Here is a 14,581-nt window from a genome sequence, read left to right as displayed (position 1 = left end):
GGGACGCTCTGCGTCCCTTCCAAAGCCGAACGCAGAGCGTCCGTTGAGGCATTCCCACGCAGAGCGTGGGAACGATCATTAAAGGAGCTGCGCTCCCGGCCCGCGTTCCCCCAGCACATCGCCAAAGTTGCGCAACGGACATGCCTCCATCGACAGACACCCACAGCCAATACAGCCATTGAGCCGGTCCCGCAGCAAGGTCAGTTGATTGATCCGCTCATCCAGATCCCGACTCCACTGTGCCGACAACACCTTCCAGTCCGCCGCCGTCGGCGCCCGATTGTCCGGTAGCGATTTCAATGCCTCGCCAATCTCCGCCAACGGAATCCCCAATCGTTGAGCCACTTTGATCAACGCCACCCGCCGCAACACTTCCCGGGGATAACGCCGCTGGTTGCCCTGGTTGCGATTACTTTTGATCAAACCCTTGGATTCGTAAAAGTGCAGTGCAGTGACCGCGACGCCACTGCGCGCAGCCACTTGGCCGACGGTGAGTTCTTTATGCAGATTTTCCGAGGTGATCATTTAAAAAATGCCCCTTGACCTCAACTTAACTCGAGGTTTTACCCTGCAAGCCTTCGGATCGCAAGATCCGGCTTACAGGTCAGTGGGGACTCTTCATGCAACTGTCAGAGAAAAATCGCAGCTTCACCCAATTGATTGAATTCGAGATTGAACCCCATCAACAGTCCGCACTGGTGTCGGCGCTGTCAAAGCAGACCGAACGTCTGGCCCAGGACTTCACAGGTTTTTTGAGTGCCAGCATCCAGGCCAGCGACGATGGCAGGCGAGTGCTCAACTACCTGCAATGGCAAACACGCGAGGCGGGAGAGGCCGCGTTTCAAAGCTTCGAAAGCGGCGAGCAGGATTTCTGGCAACTGATCCGCGCTCACCAGGCGAAAACCGTGACCTTCGGCTCGTTCCAGGTGCTGCACAGCCTGGAACGTAGCCACGACAACGCGCTGCACTGCAATTTGGTGAGTTAAATCGACAGCTGCATGACGCGCTCGCCTTGAAGGTTTTCCGTGGGCCGGCGCTTGTTCACCGCCAGTTCGCCGATCTTGATCAGTCGCGTGCGGGTTACGTTGCGGCTCAGCCCCAGCAGGGCGGCGGTGTGCACCTGGTTGTAATGGCTGAATCGATAAGCGGCTCGCAGCAACGCGTCTTCAACTTTCTCGTGCAGCGCCCCGGCCTGTTCTTCGAAGAGCTTTTGAAAGGCCCGATCGAGCAGGGCTTCCGGTGAATCGTCGACGGTGCTGTGGTAATCGTCCTGACGCTCGATGCGCATGTTCGACAGGCGCAAATCGTCGCGTTCGATCACGCCGTTTCGGCAGATCAGCAGGGTGTGGTGAATGACGTTTTCCAGTTCACGGATATTGCCCGGCCAGCTGTAGCCACGCAGTTTCAATTCGGCCTCTTTGCTGATGGTGATGGTGCCGTAGCCGAGGCGCTGGCTGTAGGCTTCGACGAAATGTCGGGTCAGCGGCAGGATGTCGCCGGGGCGGTCGCGCAGCGGGCTTAATTCGAGGCTGACCACGTCGAGGCGGTAGTACAAATCCTCGCGGAAATGCCCGGCGTTGATGGCTTTCTCCAATTGCACGTTGGTCGCCGCCAGCACGCGCACATTGATGGGAATGCTCTTGCGCGAACCCAGTCGCACCACTTCGCGCTCCTGCAACACCCGCAACAACTTGACCTGAATCGCCATCGGCAAATCACCGATTTCGTCGAGGAACAACGTGCCGCCGTCGGCCTCTTCGAACCATCCGGCCTTGGCGCTCAACGCACCGGTGAAGGCACCTTTTTCATGGCCGAACAACTCGGCCTCCACCAGGGATTCGGAGAACGCGCCGCAGTTCACCGCCACGAATGGCCGGTTGCGCCGGGCGCTGAGGTTGTGGATATGCCGCGCTACCAGCTCCTTGCCGGTGCCGGTTTCGCCGATGATCAGCACGCTGGCTTCACTCGGAGCGACTTGTTGAATGTGGGCGAGCAAGGCCTGGGATTTAGGGTCTTCGAACACCTGCGCCGTGGCGCGGATCGAGGTGGCCAGGGCGGGCGAGGGCGGTAAGGTCAGCAGTTGCATGGGCAGGCTCCATGAATAGAAGGCTATGAATAGAAAGTCGGAATCGGCAGGGACTGGTTGAGCGCCCAGTCACCGAGTTCATGGAGTTTGTAATCCACCGGGTCGTGCAGGGTTTGCGTGCGCAGGTTGCGCCAGTGGCGGTCCAGTCGCAGCGAGGCATGGGTCGAACGGGCGCCGGTCACTTCGAACAGCCGGCTACAGAGCTCCAGACCGTTGCGGGTGGCGGCGACCTTGGCCGTGGCGATGGCGTTAGCCAGGTGCCCGCGTTCTTCGGCGCTGAGGTTCGGGCCTTTGGCCCAGGCCTTGTCGAGCAACCCGGCAGCGCGCTCCACCAGCAGTCGAACACTTTCGAGGGCGACCCAGAATTCGCCGTAGTGGCCGAGTACATAAGGATCCTGGCGCACATCCTGAGCACTGGATTTGTGCCACGGACGAGTCTCGGTGAGGGTGTATTGCCGCGCTTCTTCGAAGGCACCTTCGGCGATGCCGAGAAACATGTGGGTAAAGGTCAGCTGGGCAATTAACGGCCGCAGGCAGGCGAATGGCGTACTCAACGGACCCGGATCGAGGAGCAATTCCGACTCTTCGACCCGTACCCGTTCGAACGTCGCGCTACCGCTGTCGGTCTGGCGCTGGCCCATGTTGTTCCAGTCGTTATGCAAGGTGATGCCGCTGCGACCGCTGGGAATCGCGGCGATCAACAGCTTGCCGCCAGCGCTTTCCTCCACCGCCGAGGCGATCAGCATTTCCGAATCGCTGGCGCCGGAGCAGAAGCTTTTCTTGCCGGAAAACTCACGCCAGCCACCGAGGTTTTTTACCACGGTACGGGTGTCCAGCGGGTTCAGGGCGTTGCCCCAGAACCAGTTTTTGCGCGCGGTCTGTTCGAACCATGGTTGCCACTGCTCGGGCCGGGCGAACAGGCGCACGGTGGCAAGCATCAGGTGATGGAAGCCGAAGACATGGGCAATCGAACTGTCGACCTTGGCGAACTCGCGCACGATGCTCAGGGTGTCACTCCAGCTGGCGCCGTGTCCGCCGTACTGGGTGGGAATGCTTAACGCGAGCAGACCGCTGTGGCGCAAGGCATCACGTTCGGCTTTGGGCGTACCGCCACGTTCATCGCGCTCGACAGCGGTCAGGGCAAACTCGGCGGCCAATCGACGGGCGGTCTGCAAGGGGGATATCAGGGCGCTTTGCGGTTTGGCAGTCACACGGGGTTCCTCATGAAAATCGACGCAATCCCCTGTAGGAGCAAGGCTTGCCCGCGATGAACGATGATGCGGTCCAACTGGATAAACCGCAGTGACCGCATCGCGAGCAAGCTTTGCTCCTACAAGGGCACGTGGATCAGGCTTTGGCTTTAGTCGGGAGCACATCATTGGCGATCATTTCGCCAAACGGCCCGGTGAGATTTGTGACCCCACGCCCGGCCAGGCTGGCGTACGGCTCAGGCAACAACGGGAACACCAGCTCGGCAAAGCGATAAGCCTCTTCGAGGTGCGGATAGCCAGAGAAGATGAAGCTCTCGATTCCCAGGTCCGCGTACTCCTTGATTCGCGCCGCCACTTGCTGCGGATCGCCCACCAACGCCGTCCCGGCGCCGCCACGCACCAGACCGACACCGGCCCAGAGGTTGGGGGATATTTCCAGGTTGTCACGACGCCCGTCATGCAACGCCGCCATGCGCCGCTGACCTTCGGAATCGAAACGCGAGAACGACTTCTGCGCGGCCGCGATGGTCTCGTCGCTGATGTGCTCGATGAGTTTATCCGCGGCTTTCCAGGCCTCTTCGGCGGTTTCGCGGACGATCACGTGCAAGCGAATCCCGAACTTCACCGTGCGACCGTTTCGCGCTGCACGCTCACGCACATCGGCCAGTTTTTCCGCCACGGCGGCCGGTGGTTCGCCCCAGGTCAGGTAGACATCAACCTGTTCGGCTGCCAGTTCATGCGCTGCTTCGGAAGAGCCGCCAAAGTACAGCGGCGGATAGGGTTTCTGCACCGGCGGATACAGCGCCTTGGCGTTCTGCACTTGCAGGTGTTTGCCTTCGAAATCCACCGATTCGCCTTGCAGCACCCGGCGCCAGATTTTCAGGAATTCGTCGGTCACTTCGTAGCGTTCGCTGTGATCGAGGAAGATGCCGTCGCCACGGTTTTCATCCGGATCACCGCCCGTGACCACATTGATCAGCAAGCGGCCATTGGACAGTCGATCCAGTGTCGCGGCCATGCGCGCCGAGACCGTCGGCGAGATGATCCCCGGCCGAATCGCCACCAGGTAACGCAGGCGTTCGGTCAGCGGCACCAGCGCCGAAGCAATCACCCACGAATCCTCGCAGGAGCGCCCGGTGGGAATCAGTACACCGTGGTAGCCGAGGCTGTCGGCCGCCTGGGCCACTTGTTTCAGGTAGTTGAGTGTCACCGGGCGTGCGCCCTGAGTGGTGCCCAGGTAATGGCCGTCGCCGTGAGTCGGCAGAAACCAGAAAACATCCATGAAGAAATCCTTAAGCGATTTTCAGCAGATTTTTGGGGTGCACGCCAAACAACGGCGCGGCGCGTTCTGCAGCAAGGCGTATGCGGGCCTTCAAGGGCTCACTGGTTATTTGGTAATTGGAGAAATCGGCTTCAGTGGCATAGACGCCAATCGGCAAGGTCAATGCTTGGAAGAAACTGAACAGCGGCCGCAACTGGTGATCAAGGACCAGTGCGTGACGTTCGCTGCCACCGGTGGCGGCCAGTAATACCGGTGTGTCGATCAATGCATTGAGGTCGATCAGGTCGAACAGATGCTTGAGCAATCCAGGATAGGAACCGCGATAAACCGGCGCGGCGACGATCAGCAGGTCAGCGTTCTCGATCGCTTGCAGCTCGGCTTCGATCTCGGCGCTCAATTCCTGACGGGACAGCGCGGCGCCCAATGGTCGGGCGATGTCACCCAGTTCAATCAGCCTGCTTTCAATCGGCAATTGCTCAGCCAGTTGCGCCAACAGCGCCTGGGTCAGCACCAACGTGCGGGACGGACGCCAGGTACCGCCGGAGAGGGCAACGACTTTCAATGGACGCGACATGATCAGTTCCTTTTTAAACAGTTGCTCAGGGAGCAGTGAGTAGTCACTGACAGAGAGCAAAAGCTGTACCAGTCCCTCGGAGCCCCTATTTACAGGGCTTTCACCGCGTTGGCCGGTAGACGCTGTTCGAATGGCAGAGCTGTTTGTTGAATGACTGTTGCCTGGCAAACAGTTGCTTGGGCAACAGTGCGTGAAGCGATGACAGTTGTTATAAAGGCTCGGTGTTATTCCTCAAAAGACCTTAAATTAATATTTATAGATCGTTTGGAGATATAAGGCGTTCTACCTGAGCGGCATTAAGCAAAGTCGATAGCCACTATCGAGAGCGTTGATTTCTGCTGATCGGATGCCCGGCGTAGCCTGTGTTCATTGCCCGAACCCAGATACACCAGGACGCTCACCATGAAACCTCTAATCGCTACTTTCTTGCTGCTTGCAGTCTCGGTGCTCGCCGGATGCGCCAGCCATGCTTCCCCGGAATTACGGCCGTACACCGCGGAAGAAACCAGAGAATTGGCACTTGAGGCGTTGAATCGTCGCGGTCTGTCCTTCGACGAATACCACGCGAAAAAAGCCGAATTGCTCGGCCAACCGCAAAAGTCGTTCAGCTTCGACAAACAAGGCGAGATGAACGCCGAACGTGCTGTACAGCTGCACGGTCGTCCTAGCTGATCGAAAACTGTACCGCTCGAAGTTTCACGTAACTGTCCATGGGTTTCCCTCAAAGCGTGCGATAGGGTCAACACCTGACTGACCCCAATGGACTACAACCCATGACGCTCTCGCTCGATTTGCTGCTGGGCTTTGCCCTGTTTGCGCTTGTCACCTCGATAACTCCCGGACCCAACAACACAATGCTGCTGGCATCGGGCGTGAACTTCGGCTTTAACCGCACCATTCCCCACATGCTTGGCATCACCTGCGGCTTCTTCGTGCTCGTGGTGGCGGTAGGTTTAGGCTTGGGCGCAGTGTTTCAAACCTATCCTTTGCTCTACAGCGTGCTGCGTTACGTCGGCGCGGCGTATTTGTTGTATCTGGCGTGGAAAATAGCCCATTCGGGACCGGTTTCCGAGAGTGAAAAGGGCGAGAGCAAGCCGATCAGCTATTTGGGCGCAGCAGCGTTCCAGTGGGTCAATCCCAAGGCCTGGATCATGGCCATCGGTGCCATCAGCACCTACACGCCGATGCAGGGTTATTTCACCAACGTGATCGTGATTGCAGCCGTGTTCGCCTTGATCAACCTGCCGAGCGTCAGTGTCTGGGCAGGCTGTGGCACGTTGTTGCGCAACGTGCTGAAGGATCGCCGCTGGTTGCGGCTGTTCAACTGGGGCATGGCCTTGCTGCTGGTGGCTTCGCTGTATCCGTTGTTGCTCGAAAGCTTTAGCTGACGCATTGCTTCAACCGGTCGCCCGATGCCTGTTAAGCTCGACTTCAGGAGCGTTCCTACGCACTTTTAAATGAAGTTGTTCTTCTTTAACGGCCTCCGATCAGGTATTTCTAACGCTCTGAACGATCGGCGCAGCTCACGAGGCTGCGCTTTGACGTTTCAGTGACGAGCCTCCTGATCCCGGAACATGCTCTGCGAGTCTTCTATGAATAAACGTCCTCTGTATTTCGACTACGCCGCCACCACGCCGGTGGATGAGCGAGTCATCAAGGTCATGGTCGAGTGTCTGGGTTTTACCGGCAACTTCGGCAATCCGGCGTCCAGCTCCCATGCGTTCGGTCAACAGGCCCGGCAAACGGTCGAGCAGGCGCGGTGTCAGGTCGCCGAACTGGTCGGCGCTCAGGCGGACCAGATCGTCTGGACCTCCGGCGCCACCGAATCGAACAACCTTGCCCTGAAGGGTGTGGCCCAGGCACGCGGCGTTTCTGGCGGCCACATCATCACCAGCCAGATCGAACACAAAGCGATTCTCGACACGGCGAAGCAGTTGCAGGACGCCGGCGTCGCGGTGACTTATCTGGTGCCTGACGCCGAGGGTCTGATTACCCCGCAAGCGGTCAGCGAAGCGATGCGCGAAGACACCTTTCTGGTGTCGCTGATGCTGGTCAACAATGAGCTGGGCACGGTCAACGACATCTTGGCCATCGGCGAAGTCGTGCGTGCTCGCGATGCGTTGTTCCATGTCGACGCGGCTCAGGGTGCAGGCAAAGTAGTGATCGATCTGGCCCGGTTGCCAGTGGATCTGATGTCATTTTCCGCCCACAAGATTTACGGCCCAAAAGGCATCGGCGCGCTGTACGTCGGGCCGCGCGCGCAGCAGCGTTTGCAGGCGCAGATTCACGGCGGTGGTCACGAGGGCGGTTTGCGTTCCGGCACCCTGGCGACTCACCAAATCGCTGCCATGGGTGTGGCGTTCGCGTTGGCGGCCTCTTCGTTCGATGAAGAGAAAGCCACGATCGTCCGGTTGCGCGAGCGCTTGCTTGAACAGCTGCTGAGTATTCCCGGGGTTCGCCTCAATGGCAGTCCGACCCAGCGCATCCCTCATACCCTGAGCCTGACCTTCAATGAAGGCGAGTTCAATTCCGCGGCGTTGAGCAACTCGATCGCGTTTTCCGCGACCTCGGCCTGCAACTCCGCCAGCAATGCTCCCTCCCATGTGCTGCTGGCCCTGGGGCATGACGCCCGTTCGGCGAGTCGCACCATTCGCTTGAGTCTCGGCCGGTTCACCACCGAGCAAGACATCGACCAGGCGGTACACCTGATTAAAGCGGCCTGCGCCAGTGCTCCGGCATTTTGGCAATAAGGTCTGAAAGTGCCGGCGTTGATCGGCACTCAACAATAATGATGAAGTGATTAGCAGGAGACATGATGAGTACGCAGCCTTCGATCAATGGATCGGTGCCCCAACGCCTGGCGCAAACCCGCGAACTGATGAGCCGGGAGGGCATTCATGCTCTGCTGGTGCCGTCGGCCGACCCACATCTTTCTGAATACCTGCCGGGTTACTGGCAAGGGCGGCAATGGTTGTCGGGTTTCCATGGCTCGGTCGGCACGCTGATCGTTACGCCGGACTTTGCCGGCGTCTGGGCCGACAGCCGTTATTGGGAGCAAGCGACCAAGGAACTCAAAGGCAGCGGCATCGAACTGGTCAAGCTGCAACCGGGTCAGCCCGGCCCGCTGGACTGGCTGGCCGAGCAAACCCCTGAAGGCGGCGTCGTCGCGGTAGACGGCGCGGTAATGGCCGTGGCTTCGGCGCGTACGTTGGGTGGCAAGCTCGAAGAACGCGGCGCTCGACTGCGCACTGACATCGATGTGTTGAGCGAAGTCTGGAGCGACCGCCCGACGTTGCCGAATGAGCCGATCTATCAACACCTGCCGCCTCAGGCGACGGTCAGCCGCGGCGAGAAACTGGCCAAGCTGCGTGAGGTTTTGAAAGATCGCCGTGCCGACTGGCACTTCATCGCCACCCTCGATGACATCGCCTGGCTGTTCAACTTGCGCGGCGGTGACGTGTCGTTTAACCCGGTGTTCGTTTCTTTCGCGTTGATCAGCCAACAGCAGGCGACCCTGTTCGTGGCCCTGAGCAAGGTCAGTGCCGAACTGCGCGCAGTCCTCGAACAGGACGGCGTGACCCTGCGCGACTACAGCGAAGTGGCCGCAGCCTTGCGCGCCGTACCGAGCGGGGCGAGCCTGCAAGTCGATCCGGCGCGCGTCACCGCTGGCTTGCTGGATAACCTGGATAGCGGTGTGAAGCTGGTCGAAGGCCTGAACCCGACGACGTTGGCCAAATCGCAAAAAAGCCTGGCCGATGCCGAGCACATTCGTCAGGCCATGGAGCAGGACGGCGCGGCGCTGTGCGAATTCTTCACCTGGCTGGACACTGCGTTGGGTCGTGAGCGCATCACCGAACTGACCATCGACGAACACCTGACGGCCGCGCGTACCCGACGCCCGGGTTATGTATCGCTGAGCTTCAACACCATTGCCGCGTTCAACGCCAATGGCGCGATGCCGCACTACCACGCCACCGAAGAAGAACACGCGGTGATCGAAGGCGACGGTCTGTTGTTGATCGACTCCGGCGGCCAGTACCTGGGCGGCACCACTGACATCACGCGGATGGTACCGGTCGGTACGCCGACTGATGAGCAGAAGCGCGATTGCACGCGGGTGCTCAAAGGCGTGATTGCGTTGTCCCGTGCACAATTCCCTCGTGGCATTCTCTCGCCCTTGCTCGATTCGATTGCCCGCGCGCCGATCTGGGCTGAAAGCGTTGATTACGGACACGGCACCGGTCACGGCGTCGGCTACTTCCTCAACGTGCACGAAGGCCCGCAGGTCATCGCCTATCAGGCCGCTGCGGCACCGCAAACCGCGATGCAACCGGGCATGATCACTTCTATCGAACCGGGTACTTACCGTCCGGGCCGTTGGGGTGTGCGGATCGAGAACCTGGTGTTGAACCGCGAGGCGGGCAAAAGCGAGTTCGGTGAGTTCCTGAAATTCGAAACCCTGACCTTGTGCCCGATCGACACTCGCTGCCTGGAACCGTCGCTGCTGACTGACGACGAAAAGCAGTGGTTCAACGCCTACCACTCCGAGGTGCGCCAGCGCTTGAGCCCGTTGCTCGACGGCGCAGCCCTTGAGTGGTTGAGCACCCGCACTGCGGCTATTTGATCGGTTGGAGTTCAGGCGCTTCTTCGAGCGCCTGGCTCATGTAGTCGACAAAGGCTTTGACCCTGGCGGATTGGCGACGATTCGCCGGGGACACGGCATGAATCGGCAGCGACTGCGCGCTGTATTCCAGCAGAATCGCGGTCACACGTCCCGCCTTCAAGTCCTCGCTGAACAGCCAAACCGGCGACAGCGAAATCCCCAATCCCCCCAATACCATCTCGCGGATTGCCTCGGAATTGTTGCTTTGTGCGTTGCCCTTGATTCGCACTTCGTGACGTTGGGCCTCTCTCTCGTAAACCCACAGGTTCTGACTGTTCAGCAGGTTGAACTGCAGGCAGTTGTGCTCGCTCAGTTCTTGCGGTGTTTGCGGCCGGCCGTGTTGCGCAAGGTAGTCGGGCGCAGCGACGGTCACTCGGTGGGTGGTGCCGATGCGGCGGGCAATCAATCCGCTGTCGTTCAACTCGCCGATCCTGAACGTGACGTCCAGTCCTTCACTGACCAGGTGTGCAAATTGCCCGGGCTTTTGGTGCTGACGTGTTTGCCACCGGGTCGGCCAGGCAGCAGGCGATCATTGAAGGGTTCGGTGCGACGTTTATTGATTACCGCAAATCTTCGGTTGAGGAGTATGTGGCTGAGCACACGGCGGGGGAGGGCTTCGATATTGTCTACGACACGCTGGGCGGCGAGACGCTGGACGCTTCATTCAAGGCTGCTCGGGTCTACGAGGGGCATGTTGTGAGTTGTCTTGGATGGGGGCAGCACAGTCTTGCGCCGCTCTCGTTTCGTGGAGCGACTTATTCTGGAGTGTTTACCTTGTTGCCGTTGTTGACTGGCAAGGGGCGCGAGCATCACGGGGAGATACTTCGGGAGGCTGCGCAGTTGATCGAGGCGGGTCAGTTGAAACCGTTGCTCGACCCTCGGCAGTTCACCCTGCAAACCGCCGAGGCCGCCCATGAGCTGCTCGTTTCGGGAGCTGCGCAGGGGCGGTTGGTTGTCGAGATTTAACTCAGGGCTTCAAGGACGAAGTCCAGGCGATCCTGGCCGAAGAACAGCTGGTTATCGACAAACATGCTTGGGGCACCGAATACGCCCCGTTGCACTGCTTTCTCTGTGTTGTCCTTGAGAGTGGCTTTGACTTCCTCGTCGGCGGTCAGGGCCAGCACCTCATTTGGATCGAAACCGTTTTGTGTCAGTACTGACGCGACGGTCGCCAGGTCATCGAGGCTGCGGCCTTCAACCCAGAGGGCGTGAAACAGGCAATCAATGAATGCCTGAAAGCGTCCGGGATGGCGCAACTGCATGCCGGTGACAGCACGCATCAACATCAGGGTGTTGATAGGAAAGTGGGGATTGAACTTCAGTGGCACGCCATAGCGCTTGGCATAACGGTCCAGGTCTTGAAACATGTAGCGGCCCTTGGCAGGGATGGTCGCGGGGGAGGCGTTACCGGTGGCTTTGAAGACGCCGCCCAGCAAGATGGGTATGTAGATCAACTGGCTGTCGGTCTGCTCGCAGATCTTCGGTAGTTGGGTGTAGGCCAGGTAGGTGGCGGGGCTGCCGAGGTCGAAGTAGAACTCCACGGTTTTGCTCATGGTCGGTGCGCTCTGTTTATTATTTTTAGGGGGGGTTACCAGCGTTCGCTCCAGGGGCGAAGGTCCAGCTCGAAGGTCCATGCGTCACGGGGCTGGCTGTGCAGGTACCAATAGTTCTCGGCAATGTGCTCTGGATTGAGGATGCCGTCCTGGTCCTTGGTCGCGTACTTTTCGGGGAAACTCTCGCGGATAAAATCGGTATCGATGGCACCGTCGACTACAACATGGGCGACGTGAATGTTCATCGGCCCCAGTTCACGCGCCATGCTTTGCGCGAGGGCACGAATCCCGTGTTTGGCGCCGGCGAACGCTGCAAATCCTGAGGCCCCACGCAGACCGGCGGTAGCACCGGTGAACAGGATAGTTCCGCGTTGACGCTTGGCCATGCGCTTGGCCACTTCACGAGCGTTGAGAAAACCCGAGAAGCAGGCCATTTCCCAGATCTTGAAATATTTGCGCGCGGTTTCTTCGAGAATGCTGCAAGGCACATTGGCGCCGATGTTGAAGACGAACGCTTCGATTGGGCCAATCTGGCTTTCGATCTGCTCAACTAACGCAATCACGTCCTCTTCCTTGCGCGCATCGCAGGCAAACCCGTGGGCTTCACCGCCTTCGGCCTTGATGGTATCCACCAGCGGCTGGAGTTTGTCCGCGCTGCGGCGGGTGACACAAGCCACAAATCCCTCCTGCGCAAAGCGTTTTGCAATTGCGCCGCCGGTGGCATCCCCGGCACCAACAACCAGTACGACCTTCTTGTTATTCATGGGTAGATCCCTTTGCTAAACGATCGTTAACTAAACGAACGTTATGCTACGATTCGGCAAGCGTCAAGGCGATCAATCCTGAGGGCAAGGCAATGCGTTACTCGGCCAATCACAAACTGGAAACCAAAGAGAAACTACTTGAAAGCAGTGCGGTGTCAGCCAAGAAGTCGGGTTTTTCAACAGTTGGTGTCGACGGTTTGATGAAGGCAATCGGCTTGAGTGGCGGGGCTTTCTACAGTCATTTTTCATCGAAGGATGAGCTGTTCGCTTCAATCGTCGAGCGTGAGCTGTCTCAAAGCCTGGAGCGTTTAGGGGCGGACCAGAATCGTGACAAGCTCCAGCGCTGCCTTAAACACTACCTGAGCATGGCCCATGTCGAGCACCCGGAATCCGGTTGTGCATTGCCGGCATTGGGGGCTGAGATCGCACGTTCAGACGTGATGATTCGCCAGCAAGCGGAGAACTGGATTTGTCGGCTTCAGAAGAGTTGGGCGCAGGTTCTGGAAAGCGACAGCCTGGCATGGGCGATTCTGTCGCAATGTATCGGTGCGTTGGTCATTGCGCGAATGCTGGCCACGCCAGACATCCAGCGCGCGGTACTGAAGTCCAGTTACGATGAGATTGGCCGCCAGATCGCAGGTCCACGAACCTGACAAGACGGCATCAATCTATTTGCAGATGACGATCATGCTGCGGCTGGTATAGCCGGCAGGGTTGAGGCCGAACGGGTAATCGCCTGGTTCTTCCACAGCGTCCCCTGACTTGGCGATGACCTTGTAACCTTTGGGAGCGCACGAGTTGGCAGCGCTGGTGTAGCACTTGTCCCAGGATGACGAGAGCCCGGAACAGTTGATATGCAGCCCTCTCTTGCCGTGTTTTACCTGGGTTTTCGATGTCGCCGCGCAGCCCGCAACCGCGAGTACGGCGATCAGTATCAAAATTCGTTTCATTACTGTCCTTATAGCGTCCCCGGATCTTTGCGCCCGGGTCTGGCTGCATTCGCTTTCGCTTGAAGCGTTCTGATGTCCCTATCTGAAAAATCCATGTCTGACACTGGGTTACGGGTCTAAACATGGCCTAATTGCGCGGCAAATACCAGACCCTCGTCAAATCCTGTCTCAATCTGCAGCGACAGCAGGCTTGGCTGTACTCCCCATCGTCATGGTCGCGCCTATGGAAGCCAGAATGATGCACATGATGGCCATCCATTGTGACAGTGAGAGGTACTCATGGAGAAACAACAGGCCTGACAGTGCGCCGATCGCAGGTTCAATGCTCATCAACGTGCCGAAGGTCCGGGTCGGGATTCGGGTGAGGGCGACCATCTCCAGCGTGTAGGGCACGGCGGTGGACAGAATGGCGACAGCGATGGCCACGGGGATCAGTGAGGGAGTGAGCAGTGCGGCGCCAGCATGGACGATGCCGATAGGGGCTACAAAAAGTGCCGCAATCATCACCCCTAGTGCCGCGGTCTGCACGCCATTGTCGGCGCCGGCCTTTTGGCCGAACAGAATGTACAGCGCCCAGCAGACACCTGCGCCCAATGCATAACCGGCGCCTACCAGATCGATTCCCGCGGTCGTTTCTCCCATAGGTATTAACAGCAGCAAGCCGATGGCTGCCAGGGCGATCCACAAAAAGTCGATCGCGCGACGTGAGGCGTAGATGGCTACCGCCAGTGGGCCGGTGAATTCCAGCGCAACCGCGATACCGAGGGGGACGGTTTGCAAGGACATATAGAAGAGGAAGTTCATGCCGCCCAACGCCATTCCGTAGACGATGACGGTGCGCAGGGATTTTGCGGTGAGCTTCGCTCGCCAGGGGCGAAGTATCAACATCATGATCACGCTGGCGAAGATCAGCCGCAGGGTGGTGGTCCCTTGCGCCCCGATAATGGGAAACATGCTTTTAGCAAGGGAGGCGCCTGACTGGATTGATGCCATGGCTATCAATAGCAGGCCAACCGAAAACAGGGTCGAGGCAAGGCTGCGAGGTTGGTCATTCATGGCGTGGCATCGTCCAAGTAGGAAGCGAGAGTGTTATTGGGCAATATACTGCGCATTCATGGCGGGCGCGTCTATATATAAGCAGCGATTTGAGCATCCTTATAGAAAAGCGCAATTAAGGGTTGACGGCAGATTCTGGAAGTCTATAATTCGCCCCACTTCCGGCGCAGTCGAAACGGAAAACTCCTTGGTAAACAATGAGTTACGCAGTTTTCGACAGCGAGTTGCTTCAGCTCATCGAAGCCCAGGAGGAGTTGGTCAGGCAGGGTGGTTTAGCTTGATGGACGATTCGATCTTCTCGGTCGAAAGCGGAACAAAAGAGGTGTTGACAGCAGCGAGTAACGCTGTAGAATTCGCCTCCCGCTAACGAGAGATCGCAAGCGCAAGTGGTTGAAGTTGCAAAGGAAACTTTGAAAACTTCGGAAAATAACCGCTTGACAGC

The 14,581-nt window shown here is 58.6% G+C and carries 15 protein-coding genes and 2 pseudogenes; 7 read left to right on the top strand and 10 right to left on the bottom strand.

Translation table 11 applies throughout. From position 1 onward, the window contains the following. Window positions 1-78: 78 nt before the first annotated feature. The gene (gene soxR, locus CKW16_RS26035) at window positions 79-525 is read right to left on the bottom strand and encodes a redox-sensitive transcriptional activator SoxR (protein ID WP_095131849.1); all 447 of its coding nucleotides are present in this window, start codon (window positions 523-525) and stop codon (window positions 79-81) included. Window positions 526-620: 95 nt separating this feature from the next. Here soxR and CKW16_RS26030 point away from each other — a divergent pair, with 95 nt between their 5' ends. Further along, window positions 621-986, top strand: a complete 366-nt coding sequence (locus CKW16_RS26030; RefSeq protein ID WP_095131847.1) for an antibiotic biosynthesis monooxygenase — start codon at window positions 621-623, stop codon at window positions 984-986. On the opposite strand, the gene CKW16_RS26025 is transcribed toward CKW16_RS26030, so the two are convergent. The 4 genes from CKW16_RS26025 to msuE all read right to left on the bottom strand — a co-directional run bounded on the left by CKW16_RS26025 (window position 983) and on the right by msuE (window position 5,153). After that, entirely contained in the window at window positions 983-2,086 is a 1,104-nt protein-coding gene (locus CKW16_RS26025; protein WP_095131845.1) for a sigma-54-dependent Fis family transcriptional regulator, read from the bottom strand. The genes CKW16_RS26030 and CKW16_RS26025 overlap by 4 nt on opposite strands. Window positions 2,087-2,109: 23 nt before the next feature. Further along, the gene (locus CKW16_RS26020; RefSeq protein WP_095131843.1) at window positions 2,110-3,297 is read right to left on the bottom strand and encodes an acyl-CoA dehydrogenase family protein; all 1,188 of its coding nucleotides are present in this window, start codon (window positions 3,295-3,297) and stop codon (window positions 2,110-2,112) included. 136 nt (window positions 3,298-3,433) lie between these two features. Next, window positions 3,434-4,579: an FMNH2-dependent alkanesulfonate monooxygenase gene (gene ssuD, locus CKW16_RS26015; RefSeq protein WP_095131841.1), complete on the bottom strand. Its 1,146-nt coding sequence runs from the start codon at window positions 4,577-4,579 to the stop codon at window positions 3,434-3,436. 10 nt (window positions 4,580-4,589) lie between these two features. Continuing rightward, window positions 4,590-5,153, bottom strand: a complete 564-nt coding sequence (msuE, locus tag CKW16_RS26010) for an FMN reductase (protein ID WP_095131839.1) — start codon at window positions 5,151-5,153, stop codon at window positions 4,590-4,592. A gap of 402 nt (window positions 5,154-5,555) precedes the next feature. Between msuE and CKW16_RS26005 the strand changes: the two genes are divergently transcribed. From CKW16_RS26005 to CKW16_RS25990, 4 genes are all read left to right on the top strand, one after another. After that, window positions 5,556-5,825: a hypothetical protein gene (locus CKW16_RS26005; RefSeq protein ID WP_095131837.1), complete on the top strand. Its 270-nt coding sequence runs from the start codon at window positions 5,556-5,558 to the stop codon at window positions 5,823-5,825. Between the two features lie 101 nt (window positions 5,826-5,926). Continuing rightward, window positions 5,927-6,541, top strand: coding sequence for a LysE family translocator (locus CKW16_RS26000; RefSeq protein WP_095131836.1), 615 nt, complete (start codon window positions 5,927-5,929; stop codon window positions 6,539-6,541). A gap of 204 nt (window positions 6,542-6,745) precedes the next feature. After that, the gene (locus CKW16_RS25995) at window positions 6,746-7,903 is read left to right on the top strand and encodes a cysteine desulfurase family protein (protein WP_095131834.1); all 1,158 of its coding nucleotides are present in this window, start codon (window positions 6,746-6,748) and stop codon (window positions 7,901-7,903) included. A 65-nt stretch (window positions 7,904-7,968) separates the two neighbouring features. Beyond that, window positions 7,969-9,777, top strand: coding sequence for an aminopeptidase P family protein (locus CKW16_RS25990; protein WP_095131832.1), 1,809 nt, complete (start codon window positions 7,969-7,971; stop codon window positions 9,775-9,777). Here CKW16_RS25990 and CKW16_RS25985 read toward each other — a convergent pair. Continuing rightward, window positions 9,770-10,285 (bottom strand): annotated as a pseudogene (locus tag CKW16_RS25985) (substrate binding domain-containing protein); the annotation flags it as partial. The gene CKW16_RS25990 and the pseudogene CKW16_RS25985 overlap by 8 nt on opposite strands. Here CKW16_RS25985 and CKW16_RS25980 point away from each other — a divergent pair. After that, window positions 10,282-10,782: pseudogene (locus CKW16_RS25980) on the top strand (zinc-binding dehydrogenase); the annotation flags it as partial. The pseudogenes CKW16_RS25985 and CKW16_RS25980 overlap by 4 nt on opposite strands. Here CKW16_RS25980 and CKW16_RS25975 read toward each other — a convergent pair. Together CKW16_RS25975 and CKW16_RS25970 are read right to left on the bottom strand one after the other, a co-directional pair. Continuing rightward, window positions 10,779-11,369 (bottom strand): 2-hydroxychromene-2-carboxylate isomerase, encoded by a 591-nt coding sequence (locus tag CKW16_RS25975; protein WP_095131830.1) that lies wholly within the window; start codon window positions 11,367-11,369, stop codon window positions 10,779-10,781. The pseudogene CKW16_RS25980 and the gene CKW16_RS25975 overlap by 4 nt on opposite strands. Window positions 11,370-11,404: 35 nt before the next feature. Continuing rightward, entirely contained in the window at window positions 11,405-12,133 is a 729-nt protein-coding gene (locus CKW16_RS25970; RefSeq protein ID WP_095131828.1) for an SDR family oxidoreductase, read from the bottom strand. A 92-nt stretch (window positions 12,134-12,225) separates the two neighbouring features. Here CKW16_RS25970 and CKW16_RS25965 point away from each other — a divergent pair, with 92 nt between their 5' ends. Then, complete coding sequence (locus CKW16_RS25965) at window positions 12,226-12,786, top strand: TetR/AcrR family transcriptional regulator (RefSeq protein WP_095131826.1); 561 nt, start codon at window positions 12,226-12,228, stop codon at window positions 12,784-12,786. A gap of 15 nt (window positions 12,787-12,801) precedes the next feature. Here the strand turns inward: CKW16_RS25965 and CKW16_RS25960 are convergent, their stop codons facing one another. Both CKW16_RS25960 and rhtA read right to left on the bottom strand, forming a co-directional pair. Then, the gene (locus CKW16_RS25960; protein WP_008156219.1) at window positions 12,802-13,083 is read right to left on the bottom strand and encodes a hypothetical protein; all 282 of its coding nucleotides are present in this window, start codon (window positions 13,081-13,083) and stop codon (window positions 12,802-12,804) included. A 168-nt stretch (window positions 13,084-13,251) separates the two neighbouring features. Next, window positions 13,252-14,139: a threonine/homoserine exporter RhtA gene (gene rhtA / locus CKW16_RS25955; protein ID WP_095131824.1), complete on the bottom strand. Its 888-nt coding sequence runs from the start codon at window positions 14,137-14,139 to the stop codon at window positions 13,252-13,254. Window positions 14,140-14,581 lie beyond the last annotated feature (442 nt).

This window comes from Pseudomonas sp. Irchel s3h14, from assembly GCF_900187425.1.
GTDB lineage: Bacteria > Pseudomonadota > Gammaproteobacteria > Pseudomonadales > Pseudomonadaceae > Aquipseudomonas.
The sequence above is the reverse complement of the archived record's forward strand: the minus strand, read 5'-3'. Positions and strand labels throughout refer to the sequence as shown.

Bases quoted from the DNA above. Each gene is read 5' to 3' on its own strand.
- soxR (WP_095131849.1), bottom strand. From the start codon at position 525: ATGATCACCTCGGAAAATCTGCATAAAGAACTCACCGTCGGCCAAGTG.
- CKW16_RS26030 (WP_095131847.1), top strand. From the start codon at position 621: ATGCAACTGTCAGAGAAAAATCGCAGCTTCACCCAATTGATTGAATTC.
- CKW16_RS26025 (WP_095131845.1), bottom strand. From the start codon at position 2,086: ATGCAACTGCTGACCTTACCGCCCTCGCCCGCCCTGGCCACCTCGATC.
- ssuD (WP_095131841.1), bottom strand. From the start codon at position 4,579: ATGGATGTTTTCTGGTTTCTGCCGACTCACGGCGACGGCCATTACCTG.
- msuE (WP_095131839.1), bottom strand. From the start codon at position 5,153: ATGTCGCGTCCATTGAAAGTCGTTGCCCTCTCCGGCGGTACCTGGCGT.
- CKW16_RS26005 (WP_095131837.1), top strand. From the start codon at position 5,556: ATGAAACCTCTAATCGCTACTTTCTTGCTGCTTGCAGTCTCGGTGCTC.
- CKW16_RS26000 (WP_095131836.1), top strand. From the start codon at position 5,927: ATGACGCTCTCGCTCGATTTGCTGCTGGGCTTTGCCCTGTTTGCGCTT.
- CKW16_RS25995 (WP_095131834.1), top strand. From the start codon at position 6,746: ATGAATAAACGTCCTCTGTATTTCGACTACGCCGCCACCACGCCGGTG.
- CKW16_RS25990 (WP_095131832.1), top strand. From the start codon at position 7,969: ATGAGTACGCAGCCTTCGATCAATGGATCGGTGCCCCAACGCCTGGCG.
- CKW16_RS25975 (WP_095131830.1), bottom strand. From the start codon at position 11,369: ATGAGCAAAACCGTGGAGTTCTACTTCGACCTCGGCAGCCCCGCCACC.
- CKW16_RS25970 (WP_095131828.1), bottom strand. From the start codon at position 12,133: ATGAATAACAAGAAGGTCGTACTGGTTGTTGGTGCCGGGGATGCCACC.
- CKW16_RS25965 (WP_095131826.1), top strand. From the start codon at position 12,226: ATGCGTTACTCGGCCAATCACAAACTGGAAACCAAAGAGAAACTACTT.
- CKW16_RS25960 (WP_008156219.1), bottom strand. From the start codon at position 13,083: ATGAAACGAATTTTGATACTGATCGCCGTACTCGCGGTTGCGGGCTGC.
- rhtA (WP_095131824.1), bottom strand. From the start codon at position 14,139: ATGAATGACCAACCTCGCAGCCTTGCCTCGACCCTGTTTTCGGTTGGC.